The organism is Bradyrhizobium sp. CCBAU 11434 (assembly GCF_028128895.1).
GTDB classification, from domain to species: Bacteria; Pseudomonadota; Alphaproteobacteria; order Rhizobiales; family Xanthobacteraceae; genus Bradyrhizobium; species Bradyrhizobium zhengyangense.
Genome location: NZ_LBJX01000091.1, coordinates 31,325 through 57,675, shown reverse-complemented (window position 1 = coordinate 57,675; position 26,351 = coordinate 31,325). Strand labels below are relative to the sequence as shown.

Genomic DNA, 26,351 nt, shown 5'->3' with positions numbered 1-26,351 from the left:
CCACAGGGACGTGTCGGAATGCAACCTCCTGTGGCCTTTAAGCTTTGTTAACCATCCAAGGCCCATTTTCCGGTCTGGCGCCTCGAACCGGGAATGCACGCATGTTTCAGCTCTTCTTGCGGGCCCGCACACACAATTTCCTAAAAGACCGTTTCGGCGGTGAGCAGATGTTCCGCGCCCGTTCGCCCGAGCGCGACGCGGACACCGATCGCGCGCGCATCGAAGCCATCATGGTCGCAATCGAGGACGCGTTGCATGCAGCGGAGCGTGAGCAATCAGGCCTGAACCGCCGGGTGGAGGACGTGCTGGCGCGCGCGGCCGTGACCATCGGCAACGGCGACGACGAATATCTCGAGCGCGAAGCGTTAGACAATTACCATCACGATTTGTTCGACAAGGAAATCCTGAATGGTCAGCGCAGGCTCAAGGAGCTCAGCACCTCGATCGCCCATTTCAAGTTCCTGAAGGCTGCGATCCTCAGCCGGTTCCCGGACTACCGGCCGGCGGCCAATCACACCAATTGACGCTTCGCGGGCGCGAAGACCTCATTAGATCGCGAGCATGCTGCTGCCCTGAATCGAGAGCAGCGTCAGGTTGCCGGTGGCGTACGCCCCGGTATCGATATTGGCGCGGTTCTCGAGCAGCTCGGCCTGGCGCACAGGGGTGTGGCCGTGCACGACGTATTTCCCAAAGCGCTTCTTGCTCTGGAGAAATTCGTCCCTAATCCATAGCAGATCCTGCTCGCGCTGATCGGGCAACGGTATTCCTGGACGAACGCCGGCATGGACGAAGAAGAAGTCGCCACAGGTGAATGTCGGCCGCAACTGCCGCAGGAATGCTATGTGCTGCGGTGGCATCGCGGAGGTGAGTTCGCGCACGAGATCGAACAGCTCGTCCTTGCCGAGGTCGGGCGCTACCGAGATTCCATAGGACATCAGGGTCTGGATGCCGCCGAATCGGAACCAGTCGGCGGCGCGCGAGGGGTCGTCCAGTACCGAGGTGAAGTAGGCCTCGTGATTGCCCTTGAGAAAGACTGTGTTGCGGCGGCGGCTGCGGTCGATCAGGAGATCGAGGGTATGACGCGAGTTCGGTCCGCGGTCGATGTAGTCACCGAGGAAGACCTCGATCGCCCGATAGGGGCGGCTGTTCGCCATGTCCGCATCGATCACTGCGAACATCTGTTCGAGCAGATGCGCGCAGCCGTGGATGTCGCTGAGTGCGTAGATGCGCACGCCGTTAGGGAGCTTCGGCCGAGGCCGGTTCTGAGTTGGGGTTGTGACCATGAGGCCCACCTCTTTCAGAGAGGTTCGCTCGAGATGTCAATACGCGATGGACAAATTCGGTCATCCCGAGGGCCTTTTCTCGTCCACGCCGTGTGAGCGTCCGTTCGCGCGGCGGTAGCATCACGTGTGGTTTGATGAGGGGGCTGATTCGACGGGTCCCGGCCCCTCAGCCGAAGCTACGGCTGTCGAACGACGACGCGGGTTTGGTACGATACGGTGTCGCCCGCGGCCGGATCAGAAGCGCGCCGCAGAGATAGCCGAGCTGGAGCACGGCCGCAAAGACAACGATCGTGACGACAATGTGAAGCGCGCCCTGTCCCTCCCAATCGGAGACGGCGCCAATCATCCCTCCACCAAGCACGATCGCCGGTGGCAGGATGACAATCCGGAACCGGCCTCCCAGCAGCGATCCGATCAGCAGACTGAAAACAACAACTGTGCTCACGCTACAACTCCCCCAGATGGTGGGGAGTGTTAATGATGGCGACCTAATGGCGGCTTAAACAACGTGGTTGAATAATGGTTCAAATGCTTTCGAAATATGCGTGAAATAAAATCGTTGTGGCGCGAAACGCGGCGTGATGCTCGCTTAATGTCAAGCTTGTGACAGGACTCTGGGCATTCAGGTCTCCGCGCAACAGCGTTGCAGAAAATAGATTTATCTTTTTGGTGCGGTGCCGCATTCTTGCTTTGTTTAGTTAAGAGATTGCCGACGGTGCATCGCGAATTAAGGTCGACTGCTCAAAGTGAGGCAGTCGAGAGCGCGTGACGAGGCAGCGAGGTCCGGATGGCTGTAGCAACTTATGGTTCGGAAAACTATTATGCGGTTTTGTCGAGCCGTCGAGGTGCCCTCCAACGCCCCCTCCAGATCGCTCTGATCGCGGGTGACTTCGTCGCGCTCCTGCTCAGCTATTTCGTGGCGAGTAATTTGTATCGCCTGCTCGTCGCCGAGCAGGATTCGTCGGTGGGTGCCGGTCTTGTCGTTGCCGCGGTGTTCGTGACGATCTCTTACTTCCAAGGCATCTACGATCATCATCGCCTCCTGAATGCCGTCTGGCAGCTGCGCAAGACACTTGCAATCTGGATCATCTCGCTGACAATTCTTGCGGTTGAGGCATTCCTGCTCAAATCGTCAGCAGATCTGTCGCGCGGAACCACGCTACTATTTGCCGCGACCGGCGGCGTTGCGCTTGGCGGGCTCCGAGTGCTCTGGCGCAGCGCGCTGAACTCGAGCTATGCCAGAGGTCGCCTGGTCGATCGCAAGGTCGTGCTGCTGAGCCTGAAGCCGCTCGATTTCACGTCGAGCCGATTCAAGGATTTGCGCAAGCACGGCTTCAATGTCGTACGCCATTTCGTTCTCAGGCCGTCCGAAGCCGGCTGGGATCACGAGATTCGCGACATCGTGCGTCAGGCACGCGCGGCCGATGTCGAGGAGTATCTCTTGGTCATCGACTGGGATGAGATGCCTCTGCTCCAAAAGGTGAGCCAGCACCTGCGCATGGTACCCCAGCCGATCCGGCTGCTCCCGGACTTTCCGATCGCCGATCTCGTCTCGCGTCCGTTCCAGCCGGTCAGCGGCACGGTTGCCATCGAGATCCAGCGCGCCCCGCTAACCGTGTTCGAGCGAGCGCAGAAGCGCTGCCTCGATGTCGGACTTGCCTCGGTTGCGCTGTTGCTGCTGGCGCCGCTGCTGGCGACGGCTGCGGTCATGATCAAGCTCGACTCGCGCGGGAACGTGATCTTCAAGCAGTCCCGTCGCGGGTTCAACGGCAAGCCGTTCCAAATCTGGAAGTTTCGTTCCATGACGGTGGCAGAAAACGGCCACACCGTGACCCAGGCGACGAAGTCCGACACGCGGGTCACTCGTGTTGGTCGTATGCTGCGCCGGACCAGCATCGACGAGTTGCCGCAGCTCTGGAACGTTCTTCGCGGCGAGATGTCGCTGGTAGGACCGCGGCCACATGCGCTCGCGCATGACAATTATTACGACCAGCTCATCAGCAACTACGTCTATCGGCATCACATGAAGCCGGGGCTGACGGGTTGGGCCCAGGTCAATGGTTTTCGTGGTGAGACGCCGACTATCGATCTGATGGAGAAGCGGGTCGAGTACGATGTCTGGTACGTCAGCAACTGGAGCATCTGGCTCGATATCAGGATCATCCTGAAGACCGCGCTGGCGCTCATCCATCAGGAGGCCTACTGAGCGTCCGCAGCGGTTGGCGCTGGTGAACCGACTGAACGCGAACGCTGCGTCCGGTGTTCAACGCCTCTTAGTTGTCGAGCAGATAGGGCGCAGGTCACAGATCTCATCCACCAGCCTAACTGCGGGCGACTGGAGGAAGAGGGCGGCCGCGCTGCTGACAGACGATCGTAAAACGCGTCGTTGAAATCCAGCAGCGAACTGTCCGTCAGCTCCCGCGAATTGGCCTGGAGCGCTCGAAAAGCGAGCGGCACGCCTACCAGTTGCAGTCAGAGTTCCTGCGGGGCCGAGCCTTAGAGATTGGCCGAGAAGCGCGAGGATTCCCCGCTGTGACCCCCTCCTGGCGTATGCCGGACCAGAATGCCTCCAACCATTCGAGCGGTTAGCTTGGCGCGCGCGCCAGCAGGCTTCTGCTCACCCGCTGCACGGCATCAACGTCCGCATCCGCCCGCGCCAGATCCAGTTCCACTGACGGTCATGTCAGGCGCGAGAAGCGCCTTTCCTTAGGCGCCCTCGACATAATAGGCGTTGTAGTGCGAGCCTTTGTAACCCTCAATGCGCTTCAGCATCTTCGGGTTCGCGCCGTTGAGCACGGCGCCCACTACCTTTTTCTGAATGCCTTCGGAGCTCGACATAGATTCCTGCAGGGCGGTCCGGGTCGTCCGACTCCATTCGATGACGTAGACGAACGCGTCCATGAGATGGCTGATGGCCTTGGCGTCGGTGACCGGCATCACCGGCGCCAGATCGATGACGATGTAATCGTACTCGTTTCGCAGCAATGACAGCAGATCGGCCATCGCCTTCGAGGCCATGATGTCGGCCGAGTTCACCATGCGCGAAACGGCGAACGAAGGCAGGAAATCCAGTCCGGTCTCCGGGCTGCGCCTGATGTGGTGTCCGACCGACTGCGGATCCTTGAGGGCCTCGAGCAATCCGCTCTTGGCGGTCGGGTCGAGCTCCTTGGTCAGCGAACGCGTGTGAAGGTCGCCGTCGATCAGCAGCACGCGCTTTCCGGTAAACGCGGTCAGGTGCGCGAAGTTGGCCGAAACCGTGGTTTTCCCTTCCTTCGGAAGCGAGGACACGATGCCGATGATCTTCACCTCGCGGGAGAGGCGAGCGAGATCGATTGAGACCTTGATGTTGCGCATGGTCTCGGCATAGCGGGAGAAGGGATGATCGATGACGTAACGGGACAATTGGCCGCCGGGTTTGACCGACACGCCTTCAGGCGATCGCCATCCGCGTATCTTCGGCAGACCCATGGCCTTGGCGCCGATGGCGGGAAGCACCCCGAGACATTTGACTCCGATCTCGTCTTCGACTTCGCTGGGAGAGCGCAGCACGTCGCTCAGCATCTCCCGAGCAAACGCGGCGCCTAGGCCGAAGCAAAGACCGCCGAACAGGGCTCCAATGAGAGAGAGCAACGTCTTGGGAGAGCTCTTGCGATCCGGCTTCACCGCGGTGCTGATGATGCGGGCCTCGCTGATCGGGAAGCTCTGGTTTTGCATTGCCTGCTGCTGCTTCTCGAGGAAGCTGTTGTACAGGTTGCGGTAGGTGTCGGCCGCGCTCTCGAGGTCGCGCAGCTTCACCTGCGCCTGCCCGGTGTTGCCGGCCTGGCTGACGAGATTCTTGAGGTTTTGCTCCAGCGAAGTCTCGCGGCTCTTGGCGATTTCGTAGTCACTGCGATAGGCATCGGCGATACGCTTGACTTCGTCTGCGATCGACTTGCGGAGCTCCTCCATGCGATTGGCCAGATTGACCGACGCCTGATGGGTCTTGCCATACTTAGCCGACCAATCGGCATATTGGGCTGAAAGATCGAGATATTGCGCGCGCAGCCGGGTGATCACTGGATTGTTGAGCGCGTCGGTGACCGTCGGTTGGGCAAGGTCTTTGTCTGTGATGCCGTCGATGCGGTCCAGTCGTGCCTTGGCCTCGGCGGTGGCCGCGCGCGCCTGGACGAGCTGGGTGTTTACGTCGGTGAGCTGCTGCTCGTTCATCAGGCCGCGGCTGGTGCCGACGATATTGTTCTGGCTCTTGAACGTCTGCACGGCGCGGTCGCTGGCAGTCGCCTGCTCGCGCAGCTCGGCGCTGCGCTGCTGCAGCCATTCGCTGGCGCGCTTGGTGGATTGGTATTTCGCGTCGAGGGCGCCGATCATATAGGCATCCGCGATCTCATTGGCGATCCGGGCTGCCTTGTCGGGGTCCTTTGAACGGAAGCTGGCCGACAGGACGTATGTCGTGAGAACGCGCTCGACCTTCAAATTGGCCTGCACGGCGCCAACTGTTCCACGTTCGATGCGCTCTTTCGAGGCGGGGCCATCTGATCCGAACAGCGCAATCACCCGACCAATGAACGCCGGAATGAGGCCGGGATCAGAGCCGTTGAACTCGGGATCTTCCGTCAGGTTCATGCGACGGACGACGGAACGTATCAGATCGTCGGAGGTGATGATTTCGACCTGGCTGTCCACAAAGCCGGGATCGATCAGCGCATTGGAGACGCCGGTGTCCTTGTCGAGGACCTGGGTCTGCCGAGTATCCATGAGGATACGAGTATTCGCCGTATACATCGGCGTTGCAGTCAGCAAGTAGACCAAGACCAGCGCGAAGGCGCCGCCGACGACGGCCGTAATCAGTGGCCACTGCCGCCGCAGGATACCGATGACGCGCTCGACGCTCAGCGTCGCTCCCGCCAGATCTAGTGCGGACCTCTCATGGAGCTGAAACTGCTCTCTCGGCTGGTACATCTGAATGTTCATCAAGCTGGCATGAAGTTATTGGGGAAGCGGGGCAGGAGCGAACGGATCGGCGATATCCGTCTGCCATTCACCGGTCATCAAGGTGCTGGCTTTGGCGGCCGGCTTATCGTTTGATGGCGGCCTTGCATCTCCGGCCGGCTGGGAAGCGACCGAGCTCGAGCTGAATTCTACTGCCTCCAACTCCGATGCGTAGCCGGAACTCACGGCAGAGTCCGCCAACTTCTGCACGAAGTTGCTGATCTTCTGCGCAGTTTCAGGCTTACGGGTGAGACAGATCAGCTGTGCCCGGCGCAAGGCCGCGCCGATCGCGTTGCGATCCTCGTTGGCCGACAGGCTGACGAAGTCCCGCACTGCAGGAAGAATGGAGATGTCGGTCGCGATATATGCAGTGAGGCGGCCGGTGAGCTTGCTTCGATCATTGCGGACCTCGCGCATCAGAGATGCGGGCTCCACCTGAAAACCTTGGAGGGCTGCGGTAGGCACGCGGTCCGCCAGATCGACACATTGAGCGTCGCACGGGTTGGCGAAGCACGCAGCGATCAGTAGCGTCGACGCAATCGCCAGACCGAAACAGGCTGCGCCGCGATCCGCAGACCGTCGTCGTCGAGGCAAGACCAAACCATTCTTCACGTTCATTCAAACCGTCGCAGGGCTTCGCTCAAACCAGTGTCGCGCTTAACTATGTCAAATTCTTGTGCAGTGCAAAATATAGTCTGAAACCACAGAAATTTCGCAACGAATTTAGTAGGGCGCGAGTGCGGCATTGTGCACAAACATAACGCAACGCCTGCGGCAAAATCTGAGCGTGTTGACGCATGTTAAGTCTGCTGTGTGTGATGAGGCCGCGGGTCGTCGATCGGTCAGAGCCAAAAGCTCGCAACCTTCGTAAAGCGCTTCTCGCCAAGTTCGTCCGGGATCGCCGATAGTCACCCAGACAGCAGTGCTTGGTTGCATCGAGATTCACTCACAGCCCAGCGCGTTTCCAGGGGCAGCGCTCGATGAAAAATTGTCTAGCACCAGGTCGCCATCCGAAAGCCGCGCAACCGACACACGATGACCCCATCGGCCTTCGATCCGCACAACTGCAAGACGCAGGGCGGCTTGCGGCCATCCCATCGCGATCAATGGGTGTCGATTGGTGACGGCATAGTCGTCGCGGTGAGGAACCGTCCATTTTGCGGCGATCGGATTCATCGGCTCGCGCATCGGTGCGACGGCTTGTTTGACCGACGTGATCACTTGCCGAGCATTGCCATCGCCGCGGCCCGGATCGAGCAGCACAATCCAGATGCAGATCCACACCGTCTCGGCGGAACCGAAGCGGAGCGGGGCCAACGCGAACACGCCGATCGCCGCAATCCGCGAAATACAGTGCAACATCAACTCCTAAAGAGTCGTGGGGCAACTCCGCAATACAGTTTCTGACATCTCGATGTCCTTTTGCCACATTCGTGCCGGATGCATAGGCTAGTTGCGCTGCTTCGCGAACATGCAGGGTGCACAACGTCAGGGCCCCGGGCATCTTGACAAGCCGGCTACGTCGCAGACGGCGCGCTGCTCCTGGTCGGGGCAAGCGATCTCGTCTCTTCTCCATCGCTGACGGGCACGTTGCCTGCGGCAAATGAGCCGTCGTGCTGCCTCTTGCGAGGTGCACGACTGTCCAATCGAAATGCATGCGACGGATGCCGGGCGAACATTGTATTCGCGTCGAATGCTCAGTAGAGATGTTGCACTGCAAAGTGCAAGGAAATGGCCGTGACGGTGCCTGCTCATCGCGAGAAAGCGCATGTCCTTACGCTGGACAGCATTCGAGGAATCGCAGCGGTCACCGTGGTCATTCACCATGTGATCTTGATGCCGACCTTCCTTGCGGCATTTCCGAACCACGCCTGGATCGACTGTGCGTTCTTCCGCAGCGGCGGATTTCTGGTCGACCTGTTCTTTGTGCTCAGCGGCATGGTGATGTCGCTCAGCTACTTACAAACCGATTTCGGGCGCTTCTCGCTGCGCGACTTCATGGTTCGACGGTTCGCGCGGGTCTATCCGCTGCATATTGTTATGCTTCTCGTGCTGTTGCTGTTTCGTCTGGTGCGCATCGGGCTCGGACTAGCGGTGGCGGGTGCCGTCGTCAGCAGCCCCGCGGCGTTTGAAGTCAACAACGGCTATTCGTTTTTTCTGAACATCTTCCTGCTGCATTCGCTCGGCTTCGTTCAGTACCTGAACTGGAATGCGCCGAGCTGGAGTATTAGCGTCGAATTCTACACCTATCTGGTGTTCGGCCTGTTGCTGCTGGCGGCGCAGCGGCTCAATTCACTCGCCTGGTTCTACTTCGCCGCCGCCACTTTGGCGATCGGCAGCTGGTTTGTGCTCACAACCGTGGTCGCGACACCTCAGCTGGACGTCCAGTTCGATTGGGGTCTGCTACGCTGTTTCACCAGCTTCTTTCTCGGCGTGCTCACCGTAAGAGCGGTCAGGGCGCTGCCGCGCGACATCAGTCCTGCTTTGCAGGGCGCCGTCCAGTTTGCAGTCGTGGCTGCGGCCGTGACTCATGTGTCCCTGACTGAAGCCTATCCGTGGATCAGCTATCTCGCGCCCGTGACCTTTGCCGTGCTGCTTGGCTCGCTATTGGCGTTTCCAGGCGCCGCTCTCGTTCCCGCCATGCTCACGATCAAACCGCTGTTATGGCTCGGTCAGCGGTCATACTCGATCTACATGGTCCACGCTTTCGTCGTGCTGCTCGCCGAGTATTTCGTGAAAGCTCTAGGTGCGCGTCCGATCGCTGCACTCGATTCCATCTGTCCAGGCCTGGCCACGACGTTGAATGTCACCATCGTGGTTGCCGCCGTTCTCGTGCTTTCAAACTTAACTTACCGGTATGTTGAGCTTCCGGGCGGCCGCGTCCTTCGGCGTGCCGTCGGCAGGACTCCAGGCTTTTCTTCGTCACAGGCCGCGCCCTCTGCGCGACCTTCCAACTAGGGGTTTTGGTCCGTATGGTTGGTCTCCGGCGCGCTATGCTTCCGGCCTTCGGCTTCAATTTCGAAGCCATCGCGCTCACCGCGTACATCTTCCGCGACGCGTTCGGAGGCGTCGTACGATACTACATCACGATCTTGCACGTCGGAGCGCTATGGTTCGTGCCGGACGTGATCGCGATGTTCTGCATCTTCTTGTTCGTGAACCGCTGCATCATCAGAAATCGAAGTGTTCTGGCGATTCTGGTCCTGCTCCAGATCATCCTGTCACTCGGCATCGGCTACTTCTTCCTGGGGACCGTGAACGCCTTGTCGTCGTCGTTTAAGATGATACTTCCTGTTTTCGTCGGCTTCTCGTTCTGCGATGCCGATCTATCATCGTACAGGAAGCTGCTCGCCATCTTCACGGGCGTGTTCTACGCATCGGTCTTCGGGGTGATCCTGTCCAAGTACTGGACGATGCCCTGGACCGGCTTCAAATATGAATCGTTTGGCGCCGTTCGCGAGGCGGGCCGTCTTTGGTGGGCGGCCGCGGAGGTCCGGCTATCCGGCTTCGCGTCCGACAATACGATGGCGGGCTTCTTTATCTTGACTTGCTTCGTTACGACGTCCATCCGGCGAAGCACTCTTTGGTGCTTGGCTTGCGGGTCCGTCGCGATCTACGCAATCAAATTGACCACGAGCAAGACGACGATGCTGGTGCTCGCCTTTTATCTCATCGTACTCTTGATCGTACGGATGCTACCTGAGCGAATGAAGTTTTCGGCGGTCCGGACACTCGCGCTATGGTCATTTGCCGCGATCCTTGCGCCGGCGACCCTCATCTTGCTTGCGTCGGGCACTGCGGTTGGCAATAAGAGCCTGCTGTTCAGCATCATGGATCGAATTAACAACAGTTGGCAGTTGCCGTTCGTTTATTTGAGCGACCTGATGCCGATCGGTTACATCACTGGTTGCGGTCTAGGGTGCTTCAATTATCCGCAGCAATTGTTTTCGAATCTCGCATCTTATTGGGTGCCGGTGGACAATTTCTATATCGGAACTTACCTGATGTTCGGATTTCCGTTCGTGATCTTCATGTGGATTGTATTTCGTTCTACGTTCTTTGTTACGGACATCTACAAGCTGTCGCTGATCTTTACCGTCAATCTCTTCACGATCACCGTGCTGAACTATGGTCCTGCAACCGGGCTGCTGATGATTGCTCTCAGCTTTAGCGAGGTCTTCTCGCGACGTGTCTCCGTCGCGCTTCAAGAGCCCTCGCGGCGCCCGGGCGCGCGGCGCACGCAGCTGTCGAATGAAGGCCCAAGTCTTGGTCCAAGTCTTGGTCCAAGTCTTGGGCCAAGTCTTGGACCAAATCTGCCGCGACCGGCATCGTGAGCCTGACCGGCAAAGGGAATGAAGATGCACAAACGATTGGCCTTCGTTGATACGCTTCGCGGCATCGCGGTGCTGTCGGTGGTGCTCCAGCACACACTGGAGCAGATCGTGCTCAATCAGCCGACCGGGACGTACTTTTGGGCATTTCACTATGCGCTCGGAGAGTATTTCAACTTCGGCCGCTTTGGAGTGGTGCTGTTCTTCTTTGTCAGCGGCTTCGTGATTCCCTACAGCTTTCCGAACAGCGCCGCTCCCGTTCGAGACTTCGCCATCAGTCGCTTCTTCCGCCTTTATCCGGCGTACTGGCTCTCGATCGTCGTCCTGCTGGTGCTCTCCCCGGCCATCGAGGGTAAAACATTTCTGTCCTCGCACGTCCTGGCCAACATGACCATGTTTCAGATGTTCATGGGCATTCCCAACATCAGGATCGCCTATTGGACGCTGACGGTGGAGCTGATCTTCTACGTCAGCTGCATTTGCCTGTTCGCGACTGGCTTTCTTACACGCCGCCTGACTGCGCTTCAGATCGTCATCGCAACCTGCGTCATCGGCATCGTCGCTTTCCCGGTGGTCAAAAGTCACGCCGTGTGGGGTGTGCTCGAGCTTGCGCTCGATCTGACGGCGATGTTCTTCGGGAAGGTGATCCGCGACACCGTCATGGAAGGCAAGCTCAACTGGCGCCACGTCGGGATCTGCGCCCTTCTTTATGTGATCTTCGCGGCCGGCGTGACCTACAGGCGTTACGGTATCGACTACCAGGAGAACTTCTTCTGCGCTTACGGAATGGGCGCGGCCTACATTGTGGCAGCCTTTGTGTTCATCGGCTTCGCCGCCTTTGGCGAGAAGGCCGCCTGGCGCTTCATGTCCTTCGTCGGAATGATCAGTTATTCGATCTACCTGATGGGGTCGTTCGCGATGATCGTGATCTTCTACTATTCCGGCGCGGGCAGCGGCCCGGTGCAGTGGCTCCTCTTTACGGTCGCCGTGATCGCAGCCTCGATTCTCGTCAGCTGGCTGACCTATCTGGCGGTCGAAAAACCCTCCATCAGATTCGGGCAGCGGTTCCGGTCCCCACGCGCCTTTGCTTCGGTTTCGCTCCAGTCTCCCCTGCGTAGCCAGGTGGCAGAGTGACGGCGCCAACGCACTCGTCTTTCGCCGAGGTCGGGGGCGGTTTCGTACCGTCCATCCAGGGCCTTCGTGGCGTCGCCGCGATGAGCGTCCTGATCGATCATTTTTGCGACATGCCGAAGGGGGGCGTCTACGACATCCCCGCTCCCGGCTTTTTGCCGCCAATCTGGCCGTGGCTGCAATCGGTGATCAACTCCGGTGGGCACGGTGTCGAGCTGTTTTTCATGATCAGCGGTTTTCTGATCCCCGCGAGCCTGGTGCGGCACGGATCGATCGGAAAGTTCATGTACGATCGCCTCCTGCGCATCATGCCGGTCTTCGTCGTGCTGCACCTGGCGCTGTTCGTGGTCGGCCCGATCGTCGGATACAAGTTCTTCCGGGGGATCGATCTGCCGACCTACCTCCAGGTGTTCTTTGCCAATTTATTCTTTGTCCAGGACGCGCTCGGGTTTCCGATCGCGCAGCAGAACGCCTGGACGTTGACCTACGAATGGGCTTTCTACATCCTGTTCGCAACCTGCTTCGGTGCGGTCGTGCGGCTGAAGAGCTGGTGGCTTGCGGCGCCACTGATCCTCCTCGGATTGCTCTGTATCCTGCGCTGGCCGATCACGGCTTTTTTCGTCGTCGGCATGCTGTTCAGCGCGAGCAATCTGCGCTTTCGGATGACGGGCGTCGTGGGCGTTGTTGCGGGGCTCGCCTGCTTTGCCGCCATGTATGTCGCGCTCGATGTCCTGCATCCGTTCGCAGCGCTGCTTCCGGGTTTTCTCCTGTTCGGAATGGTGCTGGCGACGGGATCGGGGATGTCGGGCCTGTTGAGGCTGTCCCCGCTGCAATATCTCGGCAAGATCAGCTACAGCCTCTATCTCGTTCACCCCTTCGTGCTGTTCCCGCTGCAGGTCATCGGGTTGAAGCTGGTCGATCGCGGCGTCGATCGCTGGCTGCTGTGGAGCGGATTCGTGATCTTCGGCCTTGCGCTCGCCCTGATTGCGAGCGCGCTCAGCTACGAGATCATCGAGGTTCGCCTGCGCCGGTTCGTCGACGGGACGCTCAGGCACATCTTTGTGCGGAAAATGGCGCAAAGCCCGGCGGCTTGATCGGCGCTCAAGCCGGCCGTTGATAGAACCGTCGCAGGCGCAGCGCCGGTTTTTCGATCACGTTCCAGGAGAATGACGCAAATCCGAGCGTCAGCACCGCGACGATCGGTAGGATCACCGCCAGCGAAAGCCGGTGGTCCGGCCCCAGAACGCGCTGGGAGATGTCGATCGTCGCCTGGGTGATGGGAAAGCCGTAGAGATAGATGCCGTAGGAGAGGTCCTGGCGAAACAGGCGATCGAATGCCTTGAAGCTCTGCATGCCGACATAGACCGTGCAGTAGGTCAGGAAGATGCCGGCGAGCGGCAGCAGCACGTTGAGCCACATGATTCCCGCGTAGCAGGCGGCGGAGATCGCAAAGATCGCCCAGTGGATCGGTACGTATCTGGCGTTCAGGCGGAACACCATGCCGAAGAAGAACATGAAAACCAGATACCAGCCGGCCAGCCTGGTAGAATCGGATCGGACGCTGAAGGTCGCGGGATCGATGAAATAGGCGAGGAGCTCCGCTACTAGCGCGGCGCCGACCAGAAGCGTGATCCAGCGGACCTTGCGTGTCTCGCTCGAGATCATGTGCGCCAACAGCAGCGCGAAGGCGAAGACGTAGCACCAGAGCTCCCAGGGCAGGGTCCAGAGATTGGCGTTGACCATCTCCGGCCACGGATTGTGCAGGAACAGGCCCGGCAGTTCGAAGGTAACATGACCGACGATGTTGCCGAAGTAGCGGTAGAACTGGTACTCCGATAGGTATTGCGACAGCGGCAATTGCGTCAGCAGCGGTCCGACCAAGAGCGCGCAGAGCGTCACCTCGACGCTGAGCGCCGGGACGATCCGCAGCACGCGGTTGATGAAAAACGTCTTCAGATCCGGGTTCTTGATGGCGCTTCCGGTCACCAGGAAACCGCTCAGCGCGAAAAACATCCCGACGAGCGCAACCAGGCCCGGTCTGAGAAGCTCCTGGATGATCTCGGTGGCCTGCAGATGGCTGAAGGACAGCGCGGTCAATCCGCCCATCTTGTCAAACGCGGCTGCGGCTGGATCCTTCAGCACGAAAACCGCCATTCCCGGTTCATCGAGCTTCTTGATGAAGGCGGCGCCTGCGAACAGCCCGGCAACGGCCACACGACAATGATGTGACAGAATAACCAATGACAGCAGGTGACGCATCATGTTGAAACCCGGTCCAAGCCCGTTGTTCTTGGCCAGAATAGTTTCCGCGGTCTCGTATCGCGCCAGGCCCGTCTGGATCGCGTCGGGCAGCTGCCGGAAGCGCGACGGAGCGGAGGGGCGCTCGCGGCCGACCGAGCCCGGCAACGAAACGGCCGCGAACTCTGCCTCTCGATCCGTTTGCGACATCTTCGTACGGCCTTTCATGCGCCTGTCTGGACGGCATCACCGGATGCCACGGAGTTGAAGCCAATTCATGGCCGCGGCGGCCGCTGCCATAGCGTCGGATCGCGGTTTCCGCCCAGCGCGGCTATGCGACCACCGTGCGGCGCCCCAGCCTGCGGCAATAGCCGATGAGCGGCCGCTCGACATACCAATGGATCAGGATTCCGGCGAGTATCGAGCCGACCACGGCGAGAATCACGAAGAGAGCCGAGGGCAAGGGATTGTGCAGGCGGGCCGAGACCTGAATCAGCACGATCGCGGCCGCGGCGTGGGTGAGATAGATGGAATAGGAGGCATCACCCAGCAGCATGCCGAGCGAATGCAGCGGCCCCGGGCGCTCGGTCGAGGCGATGCCCAGCCAGACCACCAGCGTCGCGAAGAGGGTCCACCACAAGGCTCGAAGCCCGTTGTCTTCCGAAAGGGTCGCGCCGACAATGACGGTCGCCAGGGTGGCGGCACCGATCGTAAGCAGGAAGGCTCCCGGATAGCGGCTGCGGACCAGGGGATGACCTTTCAGCCATAGCAGGCCCAGGGCAAAGCCCATGCCGAACTGGAGGTTGGGCATCATGATGTTGCCGTAACCGACCACTGTCGCGAGTGCGAGGCCCGTATTGTCGGAATGCAGCAGTTCCGGCCACGCCAACAGACGCGCCGCCGCGTACCAAGCCAGCGGCGCAAGGAACCAGGCCACCAGCAGCGGCAGCAGCGGGCGCGGACGCAACATCGTCAAGGCGAACAGGATGTAGAAGATGAACTCGTGCCTGAGCGTCCACACGACGTAGGGCCTCAGTTCCCCGATCGGCCACAGCACCATGGCCTTCAGTGCAAGCGTGGGGTCCGGTTTGGCCGTGCCGGCGAGCGACAACAGGTTGTAACCGATCACGCATACCCACATGAAGGGAATGATGCGCACGAAGCGTCTGAGAAAGAAATCTGCGCGCGCGCTGCGGGTCGGGCCGAATGAGACAATCGTGATGATGAAGCCGCTGATGACGAAGAAGATCGCGACGCCAAACAGGCCGGTTTCGGCGAGCAGGAACGGGCTCTCGCCATAGGAAGGCGGAAGGCTAACCAGCCAGTTGACATGCCAGATCACGACTAGAATTGCTGCAAACCCGCGCAGATATTGAATTCCTGGTACGATCCCGCCCGTGGGAGATCGCGCGCCCTCGATGTCCGTCAATGTCGCCTCAATGCCGCGCTGTTTCCCGATTCTACCGAACGCTTCGCCGAACGGTCAAATCAGAGTTTTTGGGCGCGATGATGGTGGTCGAGGCAAATGTTGTCGTGGCAGGGGACCGCGATGCGAGCGCGCGGCTTGTGCAGAAGGCACGGGCTCACGCTGATGCGTGCGGCGAAGCCGAGCTCCGCCGCACGCATTGGCAGGTCGGTCAGACGAACGCGAAGTCGTTGCTGGTCAGGTTCATGGCGACGACGTTCTTCAGCAGGATCGAGTCGCTCGCCGTGACATGGACCAGGGTGTCGGCTCCGGATTGGCTGATCTGGAGATGACTGTAGTCCGTGGCCATCAGCTTTGAGATCGCGACCGTGTCGTAGCCCGCCGCGGATCCGGCATGGAAGTCATTCACCGTGTCATTGCCGCCGCCGAACGAAATCGTGGTCGAGCCGGCGCCGGCCACCGCGAAGACGTCGTTGCCGGCGCCGCCGGCGAGCGTGATGCCTGCAACCTTGGCCGACGCGTTGTGCGTGCCGTCCGAGTTCAGGATGTCGACATAGGCCAGATTTCCGGCGGTGTTGTAGGAGTCGTGCTCCGTGTTCGTGGCATTGAAGTAGAAGTTGTCGTGCGACGCGTTGGCGTTGTTGACGTACATCTTGGCCTTGACGCCGTCGGTGTAGACCGTCGTCGAGGACGAGCCGTCGGTGTTCTGGGCGAAGTCGCTGGCGATCTTGCCGCTCGAATACGTCTGGGTGTCCTTCGACCCGTCGGCATTGGTGATGTAGACCGACGTCTTGACGCCGCCGCTGTAGTTGGTCGCCGTGGTGTTGCCGCTGGCCTTCTCCACCGTTTGCGTGACGCTGCCGGTGGTGTCGAAGGTGGAGGTCAGGCTGGAGCCGTTGGTGTAGTTCTGCACCTCGGTGGTCTTGTGCCCGGTCGAGTCGTACAGGTCGGTCGTGACGCTGCCGTCCGAATTGACCACCTTGCTGTATTGCAGGCTGCCGTCGGCGTGCAGATCGGTGATCGACGTGACGCTGCCGTCGGCCTTGATCTGCTGGATCTCGGTCGTGTAGGCCTTGCCGGTGACGTTGAAGAAGGTATTGGTATGTGTGCCGTCGGCGTGCGTGTCGTAGGTCGCGGTCTTGATGTCGTTGCTGTAGACCGTGGTTGAGAACGAGCCATCCGGCTTCTGGATCAGCGTGCTGGTGAGGTGGCCGGTCGTATAGAGGTCGGTTTCCGTGGAGCCGTCGGCGTGCGTGATGTAGACCGACGTCTTCACGCCGCTGCTGAAGTTCGTGGTCGTGGAGTCGCCGCCGGCCTTCGCCACGGTCTGCGTGACGCTGCCCGCCGCATTGTAGGTGGAGATCAGCGTGGAGCCGTTGGCGTAGTTGACGATCTCCGTCGTCTTGTGACCCGTGCTGTCGTACTGGTCGGTGGTGGTGCCGCCGTCCGCGTTCAGGACCTTCGTGTACTGCGTCGTGCCGTCGGCATGCAGGTTGGTGAAGGCCGTGATCGTTCCGTCCGCCTTGGTGGTCTGGATCTGCGTTGTGTAGGGCTGGCCGGTGACGTTGTAGAAGGTGTTGGTGTGGGTACCATCGGTGTTGGTGACATACACCTTGGATTTGACGCCGCTTGCGAAGACCGTCATCGATGACGATCCATCAGTTTTTTGAACGAGATCGGCCGTGATGACGCCGGCTGAGTACAGCTTGGTTTCCTTGCTGCCGTCGGCGTTGATGATGTAGATCGAGGTCGGAACACCCGCGCTGAGGTTCGTCGTGGTGGCGTTACCGTTGGCAGCTTTGGCAACCGTCTGCGTTGCGACCCCTGATGTGTTGTAGGTCGTGGTGAGGCTCGAACCGTCCGTGTAGTTCTGCACGACGGTGATTCTCTGGCCGGCGCTGTTGTAGAGGCCGGTGGTCGTGCTGCCGTCCGCGTTGAGGACCTTGGTGTACTGCGTCGTGCCGTCGGCATGCAGGTTGGTGAAGGCCGTGATCGTTCCGTCGGCCTTGGTCGTCTGGATCTGCGTCGTGTAGGCCTGCCCGGTGATGTTGTAGAAGGTGTTGGTGTGGGTGCCGTCGGCGTTGGTGACATACACCTTGGATTTGACGCCGCTCGCATAGACAGTCGTCAACGAAGATCCGTCGGTCTTCTGGACGAAATCGCTGTTGATCACGCCGGCGGTGAACAGCTTGCTTTCCTTGGTTCCGTCGGCGCTGCTGATGTAGATCGAAGCCAGCACGCCAGCGGTGTAGTTCGTCGTCGTGCTGGCACCCCCGGCCTTTGCCACGGTCTGCGTCACCGTGCCGGTGGTGTCGTAGTTCGTGGTCAAGCTCGAACCGTCGGTATAGTTGCGCACCTCCGACGTCTTCTGGCCGGCGCTGTTGTAGAGGTCGGTGGTTGTGCTGCCGTCGGCGTTGAGGATCTTGGTGTACTGCGTCGTGCCGTCTGCGTGCAGTTGGGTGATGGAAGTCATCGTTCCATCGGCCTTGGCGGTCTGGATCTGGGTCGTGTAGGCCTGCCCGGTGATGCCGTAGAACGTGTTGGTATGCGTTCCGTCGGCATTGGTCAGATAGACCTTGGACTTCAGGCCGTTCGCATAAACCGTGGTCGTGACCGACATGTCGGAGCCGACAACCGTCTCGCTGGAGATGCTGCCGTCCGAATTGTAGTTGATGGTTTGCTTGGCGCCGTTTGCGTTGACGATCACTTCCTGCGTCTTCACGCCGTTCGAGTACAGGATGGTGTCGCTGCTCAAGTCGACGTTGACGAGCGACTTGCTGGTGATGACGCCGTTGCTGAAGTTCGAGGTCTGCGTTCCCGTCAACGTGCAGGAGGCGTTGAAGAACTTGGTCTCGCTCCAGCTCGTCGTGGAGGTGGTGACGGAGAAGGAGTAGCCGCCCTGGATCGCCGCAAGGGCGTGGCCGTAGTGCGAGATGATGTAGCTCATCGTCGATGCGGAGGCGACAGGGAGCACATGCGTATCGGTCAGCGTGATCGATTGCAGGACGGTCGAGGCGGAGAGGTCGGCCAATTCTGCGACGATCTGGGCGGCGGTGCCGGTGACATCGGCCGTCTGGGTCGGATTCGAGGGAACCGCGGGCGTCCCGTCGATCTCGATGATGATCGGGTGATCGCTTACGGGGATCGTGAACGAGCTGACATTGCTGTAGGTCGCGATCGGGTCGGTTCCGCCGGTCGGATCGTAGACCTTGATCGACTGATGTACGGCGCCGAGTTGGACCGCGACGGTCTGGCTCGGATTGCTGATCTCCGAGTTCGTCGTCTGATCCCAGACCCTCGGTTCGGCCCAAACGACGAGATCGTAGGCGCCGTTGCTCTTGCCGAGCACCATGCTGTTGCCGGAGTCCGGCATGTTGCTGAGCGTATAGTTCAGCGGGCTCGTCGGCTGCCCGCTGCCTTTCCCGTCGTCGTTGAGAATCGTCGTCAGGTTATGGACCGCAGTGGCCGCGAGCTTGGGCGTGCCGTCGTCGTAGAACAGCCCGAAATGGCTCTGTGCATTGGTGTCGCTGCTGGACGAGTTGCGATCGAGCAGCTCGTAGAGATAGGTCGTGCCGACGCCGTCCTTGAAGGCGTCCATCACCGTGTTGAGGATGGACTTGGCCTGAACCGCCTCGTTGACGCCGAGGAACGGCGTGGTGCTCAGCGTCGTGTAGCCGGTTTCGGTGATGACCGAAGGATCGCCGGGAGACACCGAGCTAGCGAGATTAAGCGCCGACGACAGAGCCACCGCCGGCGTGGTGCCGGTGCTGACATAAGCGTGCGAGTTGGCGTAATCTGAGTATGCGCCGAGATTGCCGAGCTTCGCGAAGTCGGCGGGATCGTTGTAGCCGAGAGTGAGGTTGTAGACCGGAAGATTGGCGAGCGACGCGTCGGCCTTGATCGAGGCGTAGTACGCTTGCTGAAATTGCGCGGCGGCTTCGATCGTCGAACTGCCGTTGTAGCTGAACGCCTGGAGGTTGACTTCGTTCAGGCCCTCCAGTGCGATGATGCTGCTGGGGTGCGCGGCCTGGAACGCGTCGAGCGCGTCGATGTATTGCTGCAGGCCCGCTGCGCCCGATGCCGGGATCGACGATGAAACGCCGAAATCGAACTTGTAGCCCGCGCTTGCCAGACCATCGAGCACCGGCTGTGCCGCCGGGATATTCGTCAAGCCATCACGAAGCGAAGTGACGCCGAGATATTTCAGATCTGCTTCGACGAGTGCGAGATTGTTGTAGCCGCCCCACGCATAAGACACGTGAGTGTTGACGCCGATGGAACTCGTGAAAGCGCTTGCCGAAAGGACAGTCTGATTGGTGCTGCTGATAGTCGTCGTCATGATCTTCTCTGGTGATGCCCGCTGTTGTTCTTCGGATAGCGGCAGAGTTTGTCAGTGACGTTAGAAAGAAGGCTAAAGATGTAGGTAACGACGGCTTTTCGCAGAACGAACTGCAAGTATTTTCAGCACATTGCGAGGGACTGCTTGTTCCGTGCTGGAACTTGCACGCATCGCGCGATGAGCATCTATCAGCGATGCGTTTCATTGCACCAACTTCCGCGACGACGAGATGAAATGCAGTGCAAGCGAAGGATGATTCGTCGCCCGCATGCCGCGCATTTAATGCATGTGCGTGGTGCTCGATACGGATGCGCCGGGCAGTCGATACTCGGTTCGCCATCCCAGTCGCTGTGCGTCGCCATCGGCGATGGCTTCGAGCAGCGGTCGAAGCGCGTTTCGTGCGCCATGGAACCTGCGATGAGCCAGCATTGCCTCGATCGCGAGGATGCCGACGTAGCTCATCCGGTTGATGCGGTAGATAACCGGGGAGGTTGTATACCGTTTCTCAATCAAGATCCGGTTCCGGCAGGCATAATACAGCCGCCACGCCGGCGCCTCAGGGCTGACCAGGGCGCTGCGCGCGCTGGTGCTCGGCTTGTCCCAGGACTCCTCGGCGTCGTTGATGCAGCCGACATCAGTCAGATAGATGGCTACGCCTGCATCCATCAGGCGCAGCGAGTAGTCATGGTCGTCGCTATAAAGCACGAACTCCTTGTTCGGAGGTGACACCCTTCTGACGGCCGCCATCGACAGCAGCAGTCCGCCATAAGGCGCGGTCTCGATCCGGCGTAGGTGAAATTCCCCGTGATTCTCCGGAGAATGGCTGGCCGAGCGTGTGAACCGTCGCCACAGCTTCGATGGAAGCGAGGCGAGATGAAAGTTAAGAAACGAGTTGTTGCGGATCGCCACCGCGGTCTGGTCGGCGAGAAGGGTCGGATAGATGCCCCGGTGCCGGCGCAACGCGCAAAGGCCGATATCGTCGCTCGCGCCGAGCGCCGTATGCAGCGCGAGCAGGCGCTCCAGGAACCCGTCCTCGCCGACATTGTCGTCGTCCAGGATCAGGACGAACCGCAGGTCCTTGTCCAGGAGGCGCTGAGCCGCGGTGATGCCGGCGTGAAATCCTCCGGCCGATCCCAGGTTTGAATCGAGCCTGATGATGTCGACCGGCGGTTGCCGCGCGAAATCGTCCGGGGCCACCGGGCGGTTGCATCCGTTGTCGACGACAATCACACGCCCGACCGCTGGGCTGGCCTGGACCGCCTCAACTGTCCGTCTCACCAATTGCTCGCGGCGGCCGTAGGTCACGATGACACATGCAACCGAGCGTCCCGCGACCGTCGAGCGGTCGAGGGCGATTTGCGACGTCAGTTCGAGGGGGGCGTTCATCAATTCAGTCTCGCTCGTCATTCGGTCGTTCCGTTCAGGCGACATTATAGATACTCAGTGGAATTGGAACGGCAATTCCAGCGGCAACGTTCGCCGCAAAACCGTGCAATCGTTTTGCGCGGGCCCTGTAGGCGCACTGCGCTGCCTCTTTCGTTGCGAGCGTATTGTGATCACATTGTGAAGGCAGTCTTGGCGCGTGGTCCGATGCCGGATCGGATCGCATGCATAGAGTTCTCGAGCGCGTGGAGGCGCAATGTTCCTGGTGGTGAAGAGATTGTTTCTGGTGGCGCTGTTGCCGGTGCTCGGCCTGGTGGCATCCGTCGGGAATGCCAACGCAGGTCCGCTGACATGGGGGGTCGACGGGCCCGATGGCCGGCGCGCAGACCTGAAGGCGATCTTTGAAGTCATGCGCGCGCGCGGGCTTACGCAATACAGGGTCAGCGCAAATCTCGCGCGGGATACCGATCCTTACGAGGTCCAGATGTACCGGGATATGCTGGCGCTCGCCAAGACGTACGGCATCACGCTGAAACCGATATTGGCGACCCCGTTTGCCTGGGGCGATCGGACCGACGGCGGCAAGTACCCGGCCGGCGATTGGAGTGCGCTGTATCAGCAGGCCTATTCGAGAACTTATACCTTCGTGGTCAATTTTAAGGACCAGATCAACGATTGGGAGATGGGCAACGAGATCAACCTTCTTGCGCTGGATTCCAGCGGCAAGAAGCTCTTCGGCCACGGCTGGACCGCCGAGGAATTCGACATACCGGTCATGAACGATTGGGTCGCGGTCCTCAAGGGCATGTCGGACGCGATCGACAAGATCAATCACGAGTACGGCTTGCACTTGCGACGCGTGCTCAACACCACGTCAACCATGTTCGGCTTCCTCGACTTCATGGCGTCAAAGGGCGTCGGATTCGACGTCATCTCCTATCATTATTATGAATCCCTCAATCAGAATCCGAACCGCGCATGGGGTGGCAGCAGGCAGCCCTACAATCTTTTCAAGAAACTCGCGTCCTACGGCAAGCCGGTCGTTTTCAATGAGGTCAATTGCGCGGAGATCTACAAGCCCACGTACGAGAATGAAGCCGGCAAGCCCATGACAGAGGCGTGTTACAAGAGCCTATATGCAACCCTTAGTTTTATCACGCATCAGGCCGACGCCAACGTCGAGAGCGTGTTGATCTACGAGATGCTGGACGAGCCGGCCAAGGCTCCCCCGGAAAACCGCTTCGGCCTGATGTATGACATCCATACGCCGAAGGTGCCGCTCTACATGCTGTCGCGCTTTGCCGGAAAGGCGCTTGCGCCCCATGAAGCGGAGGAACTGAGTAAGCGGGGAATGTAGGCGCGGTGGGCGCCGGCTGGTGCGGGATCCCACCTATATCCAGAGCCACGGGCAGACGCGGTCCAGTGCCACTCGGATATAAAACTTCCAGATATTGTCTGTCGCATATCCCTTGTTGTCGAGTCCGCGAATTCCGCTCACGAGCGGAACCGTCTGGAACCGGGGAACGAACTTCGATGTCTTCGGCGCGGCGCTGAAATCGTCGCGCAGCGCCTTCTCGGGGAATGCGGCCGCGGAGGTCTCCTCGTAAAGCTTGCATTTACCCTGGAGATATTGCCGATAGCCTGCCTTGGTCCACGCCATCATGTACATGTCGACCACCCGCTTCGGATAGTTCCGCATGTTGACGTAGAAGGCGAATTCTTTCGGGCGCCTCTGGATCAGCTTGGCAAGATTCAGGACGACGTACCGGCCCGTCACCTTCCAGATCGGCGTGTCGGCCTCGCATTCCTTGATGAAGCGCGAATTCTCCATCGCGTGGTCGAGGAGGAACAGTTCGCCATAGCCGCGGCCGTACATCTGCGGATAGTCCAGCCCCGCAAAGGAAATGAACTCGATCTTGTCGCTGATGTTCAATTGCTCGGCGATGGCCTTGAGGCTGGACAGGTCGGATTCCGAGTTCTCGACGAAGACGATGCGGTCGATGCACTGCCCAACCTGCCTGCCGTAAAACCACAGCGCCTCTTCATAATCCTTGCGGCGGAGGGCGGGATCCTTACGGCCGAGGCTGCGCACGTCGGCTTTCGGCGTGATGGTCGCCGTCATGATCAGAATGTTCATGGGTCCTTTCGATTTCATCTTATCGATCTTCTGCGGTCCGGCGCGCGCCGGCGGCTAGGTGGCGGGGACGCGCTCCTTGCTCAGTTCGAGATCGCGCAGACCAAGCAGACTCCGTACCAGCTGGCGATGAAACAGCAGATAACAGATCGCGATCGTCACGATGTAAGCGGTCGTGCCAAGCAGCCAGGCTGACGCCGGGGAGGCCGGAATTTCCATTGCGCGATTTGCGGCGATGAGGCCGAGGATCGTGGCGACAGTTGCGGGCGCGAGTGCCCTGACCAGATTGGCGATGGGCAGATTGGTCTCCCAGGAGGTGATCAGCATTGTGGCGATGGAGACGATCAGCGTCACCGCGAGGTAGATCTTGATGATCCCGATCAGCCCAAACCTGAGCCCGACGACGAAGGCCACGATCGTCGAAAGGCTGTTGGCAGTCGAGACCCAGAATTGAAGCTGCGCCTTGCCTCGCGACAGCAGCATGGCGCCGCTGTAGGCGGTGATCGACTGCGCCGCCCCGGCAATCGCCATCAGTCCGACCAGTGGAATGATGCCGGTCCATTTGGCGGGAAAGAATGCTGTGAACAGGTAGTCGGCGCCGAACGAGAGATAAAGCATGCTGGGAAAGACCACGGCTGCTGTCAGCGACAGCACGCCGCAAATGATCTCGTTGCGCTGCTTCAGCGATCCTGTCACCGCCTGACGGCTGAGCGTCGCCATCAGGACGCCGCTGCCGGGCCATGTGATGACCATCAGCGGCAGGATCATGATCTGATAGGCGAGCCCGTACAAGCCGACGGCAGCCGCGCCCACGGCGCCGCCGATCAGCAGGTTGCCGACGGCGCGGCCGGCAAAGTTGAGCAGATTGCTGGCAAGCACCCAGCCGCCGAAGGTCAGGATCGAGCGCACGCGGCTCCACTGAAAGTTAAGCCGGACGTCTCTTTGCGCAATGATTGCGAAAGCCGCAGCTCGAACGACCTGCACCACCACGTAGTAGCTCACCAGTGCCCAGACACCCCAGCCCCGAAAGGCGCCCGCCACGCATGTGATGACCGAAACGACGACAGCGACGATCTCCACGGTCGCCACGGTCTGATAACGCAGATGCCGTTCAAGCACGGCGCGCGGGCCCAGCGCTGCGATGGAAAGCACCACCGAGATCGACAAGGTGGCCAGAACGCTGCCCAATCCCTCCATCTCGAGGCCGCTGGCGAGCGGCGCGGCGATGGCCGCCAGGATCACGGCGCAGACCAGGCCGATAGCGCAGATCAGCGTGATCGCCGCGCCGGCTTCATCCCTATCGAGCGTACGTCGCTGAACCATCGCACTCGACATGCCGAGATCGGTCAACAGCGCGATGAATCCGACGAAGGGCAGCGAGAACGTCACGAGGCCGAATTCGGCGGGCGCCGCGAAATACGTCATCATCACGGTCATCGCGAACTGCAGACCGGACTTGAGAACGTTCATGCCGGACATCGACAGCAGGTTTTTCAGCATTCCGTCGATCTCCGGGTGCCACGGCGTGACACCCACTCAGGTTCCAATGACCCAGCCCTGTTACCGCGCGTTTATCTCGCACATGCACAACTGGCAAGACAAGCAGCGAAGTTATGAAATGTGTTGCCGCGTCGTTGGGCAAAGTGCTTCTCATCTCGCATCGAGATGTCACGCCATCGTTACACCACCGAGCGCGATGCGCCGGAGGCCTCCAAGAAACGTCCCTTCCACGCTAGCAGTGCGACGATCGCGGCGGCGATCGCGATTTTCAGCATCAGCCAAACCACGGACGGCGAGGAAATGGCCGAAAATGTGGCTATGAACGTGCCGGCGGCAACGGATGCCGCGACAAGGCCCCATCGCGGCGCTGCGCCGAACCGCAACATCGGCCCGCTCGCGAGCACAATGACCACTCCGGTTGCGAGGATCGCGCTGACGAGGACGTAGGTCGGCGCTGCCGTCATGGCCTGCGTCGGCACGGCGACGGCGAGGACCAACACCACTTGGCAGAGAGCGACGACGACGAGGCGCATTGCCGATTTCGTCAGGTGGGGAACGATCGCGAGCGTGGATTGCAGGTGACAGTGCATGAAATAGAAACAGGCTGCGGCGGCCGAGGTCTGCAGGAAGCTCGCCAGAATGGACGATGGAACGAATAAATGTCCCGCATCGGGAAGAAAGCCGATGAGCCCGCCGAGCATCACCAGGGTGGCGCACATGATGAAATCGAGAAGGTGCGCCACGGCAGCGCGGGCCTCGTTGGCACTGCCGCGCTCGAATTGATGGACCACTTCCGGATAGTTGACAGTATGAATGGCGGCGACCAGCACCGCGAACGGCCGCTGCAGGAGGTCGATGGCCATCGAAAATCCGGCTGTGACTGCGGGTGCGGCATCACCCAGGACCGACACGACGACGAAGCGGATCGAGACGGGAACCGAAAGGTGTAGCACCGAGGCGCCGGCGGCAAGCATCCCGTAGCGGGCAAAGCCGCTCCAGTCCTCGAGCAGGGCGGAGCGCGCCACGCTGCGTAGGACGTGGGGATGCAATAATTGGCCGGCGAACAGGCTGGCGATCTGGGCGGCCAGCATGCCCACGAGCGCGGCATTGGCCGTGCCGTAGAGCCATGCGCCCGCGGATGCGCCGCCCACCATCAACGTGGCCCTGAGGATGAGCAGAAAGGCGGCTGCACCGAGCCGGTGCGAGACACGGACCACCATGAAGTGAAGATCCGTTGCGCCCTGGGCGACGGCGAGTGCGAGGCCGACGAGCCCCACGCTGGCGGAAATCAGCGTCACGACCGCGGCCGCGAGGCCCCCGATCACCAGCAGCACAATTGCGCTGGCGAGCGCGGCGCCGAACAGGGATGATCTTAGCCGTGCGGCGTCTTCTTCCCCGGCCGCAGCCAAAAAGCGCACGCCGGCCAGTTGCAGCCACTCGAACATCAGCACGCTGAGCAGCTGGCTCGAAGCGAGCGTGAGCGAAAATTTGGCGTAGGCGAGCGGCGAGAGCACGCGGCCCAGCAGAAAGATGAGAATGATCGCCGCCGCGCTCTGGTAGACCACGCCGACGAGTGCGAACAGACGGGTCATGGGGCGTT

Annotated in this window: 19 protein-coding genes; 7 read left to right on the top strand and 12 right to left on the bottom strand. The window is 60.3% G+C overall.

Translation table 11 applies throughout. The features are described 5' to 3' along the window. The first annotated feature begins 101 nt into the window (after positions 1-101). Positions 102-524: a hypothetical protein gene (locus XI06_RS22560; RefSeq protein ID WP_237872839.1), complete on the top strand. Its 423-nt coding sequence runs from the start codon at positions 102-104 to the stop codon at positions 522-524. Positions 525-548: 24 nt separating this feature from the next. On the opposite strand, the gene XI06_RS22555 is transcribed toward XI06_RS22560, so the two are convergent. Together XI06_RS22555 and XI06_RS22550 are read right to left on the bottom strand one after the other, a co-directional pair. Next, positions 549-1,283, bottom strand: a complete 735-nt coding sequence (locus XI06_RS22555; protein ID WP_237872840.1) for a metallophosphoesterase family protein — start codon at positions 1,281-1,283, stop codon at positions 549-551. Positions 1,284-1,449: 166 nt separating this feature from the next. Beyond that, positions 1,450-1,728, bottom strand: coding sequence for a hypothetical protein (locus XI06_RS22550; RefSeq protein ID WP_237872841.1), 279 nt, complete (start codon positions 1,726-1,728; stop codon positions 1,450-1,452). Between the two features lie 342 nt (positions 1,729-2,070). Between XI06_RS22550 and XI06_RS22545 the strand changes: the two genes are divergently transcribed. Further along, complete coding sequence (locus XI06_RS22545; protein ID WP_237872842.1) at positions 2,071-3,489, top strand: undecaprenyl-phosphate glucose phosphotransferase; 1,419 nt, start codon at positions 2,071-2,073, stop codon at positions 3,487-3,489. Between the two features lie 500 nt (positions 3,490-3,989). Here XI06_RS22545 and XI06_RS22540 read toward each other — a convergent pair whose 3' ends face one another. The 3 genes from XI06_RS22540 to XI06_RS22530 all read right to left on the bottom strand — a co-directional run bounded on the left by XI06_RS22540 (position 3,990) and on the right by XI06_RS22530 (position 7,595). Next, positions 3,990-6,239 (bottom strand): polysaccharide biosynthesis tyrosine autokinase, encoded by a 2,250-nt coding sequence (locus XI06_RS22540; protein ID WP_237872844.1) that lies wholly within the window; start codon positions 6,237-6,239, stop codon positions 3,990-3,992. Positions 6,240-6,266: 27 nt separating this feature from the next. Beyond that, entirely contained in the window at positions 6,267-6,887 is a 621-nt protein-coding gene (locus XI06_RS22535) for a hypothetical protein (RefSeq protein ID WP_237872846.1), read from the bottom strand. 324 nt (positions 6,888-7,211) lie between these two features. Continuing rightward, entirely contained in the window at positions 7,212-7,595 is a 384-nt protein-coding gene (locus XI06_RS22530) for a transglutaminase-like cysteine peptidase (protein ID WP_237872848.1), read from the bottom strand. Positions 7,596-8,006: 411 nt separating this feature from the next. On the opposite strand from XI06_RS22530, the gene XI06_RS22525 reads away from it, so the two are divergent. From XI06_RS22525 to XI06_RS22510, 4 genes are read left to right on the top strand one after another with little or no spacing between them, the layout of a single operon-like run. Further along, positions 8,007-9,227: an acyltransferase family protein gene (locus tag XI06_RS22525; protein ID WP_237872849.1), complete on the top strand. Its 1,221-nt coding sequence runs from the start codon at positions 8,007-8,009 to the stop codon at positions 9,225-9,227. A 35-nt stretch (positions 9,228-9,262) separates the two neighbouring features. After that, positions 9,263-10,603, top strand: a complete 1,341-nt coding sequence (locus XI06_RS22520; RefSeq protein ID WP_237872850.1) for a hypothetical protein — start codon at positions 9,263-9,265, stop codon at positions 10,601-10,603. Positions 10,604-10,627: 24 nt separating this feature from the next. After that, positions 10,628-11,734 (top strand): acyltransferase family protein, encoded by a 1,107-nt coding sequence (locus tag XI06_RS22515; protein ID WP_237872851.1) that lies wholly within the window; start codon positions 10,628-10,630, stop codon positions 11,732-11,734. Continuing rightward, positions 11,731-12,825: an acyltransferase family protein gene (locus XI06_RS22510; protein ID WP_271606540.1), complete on the top strand. Its 1,095-nt coding sequence runs from the start codon at positions 11,731-11,733 to the stop codon at positions 12,823-12,825. Before XI06_RS22515 ends, XI06_RS22510 begins: the two co-directional genes overlap by 4 nt. 7 nt (positions 12,826-12,832) lie before the next feature. Here the strand turns inward: XI06_RS22510 and XI06_RS22505 are convergent, their stop codons facing one another. The 4 genes from XI06_RS22505 to XI06_RS22490 all read right to left on the bottom strand — a co-directional run bounded on the left by XI06_RS22505 (position 12,833) and on the right by XI06_RS22490 (position 21,141). After that, positions 12,833-14,197, bottom strand: a complete 1,365-nt coding sequence (locus tag XI06_RS22505) for an acyltransferase family protein (RefSeq protein ID WP_237872852.1) — start codon at positions 14,195-14,197, stop codon at positions 12,833-12,835. Between the two features lie 103 nt (positions 14,198-14,300). Next, entirely contained in the window at positions 14,301-15,398 is a 1,098-nt protein-coding gene (locus XI06_RS22500; protein WP_249802122.1) for an acyltransferase family protein, read from the bottom strand. 208 nt (positions 15,399-15,606) lie between these two features. Further along, a complete protein-coding gene (locus tag XI06_RS22495) occupies positions 15,607-19,734 on the bottom strand; it encodes a beta strand repeat-containing protein (protein ID WP_237872854.1) in 4,128 nt (1,375 codons plus the stop codon). Positions 19,735-20,013: 279 nt separating this feature from the next. Beyond that, entirely contained in the window at positions 20,014-21,141 is a 1,128-nt protein-coding gene (locus XI06_RS22490) for a glycosyltransferase (RefSeq protein WP_237872855.1), read from the bottom strand. 232 nt (positions 21,142-21,373) lie between these two features. On the opposite strand from XI06_RS22490, the gene XI06_RS22485 reads away from it, so the two are divergent. Then, complete coding sequence (locus XI06_RS22485) at positions 21,374-22,474, top strand: glycosyl hydrolase 53 family protein (protein WP_237872856.1); 1,101 nt, start codon at positions 21,374-21,376, stop codon at positions 22,472-22,474. 33 nt (positions 22,475-22,507) lie between these two features. Here the strand turns inward: XI06_RS22485 and XI06_RS22480 are convergent, their stop codons facing one another. From XI06_RS22480 to XI06_RS22470, 3 genes are all read right to left on the bottom strand, one after another. Beyond that, on the bottom strand, positions 22,508-23,254 hold the full coding sequence (locus tag XI06_RS22480; RefSeq protein ID WP_237872857.1) for a hypothetical protein: 747 nt from the start codon (positions 23,252-23,254) through the stop codon (positions 22,508-22,510). 54 nt (positions 23,255-23,308) lie between these two features. Beyond that, a complete protein-coding gene (locus XI06_RS22475; RefSeq protein WP_237872858.1) occupies positions 23,309-24,751 on the bottom strand; it encodes an oligosaccharide flippase family protein in 1,443 nt (480 codons plus the stop codon). A 179-nt stretch (positions 24,752-24,930) separates the two neighbouring features. Further along, a complete protein-coding gene (locus tag XI06_RS22470) occupies positions 24,931-26,343 on the bottom strand; it encodes a hypothetical protein (protein ID WP_237872860.1) in 1,413 nt (470 codons plus the stop codon). Between the last annotated feature and the right edge of the window lie 8 nt (positions 26,344-26,351).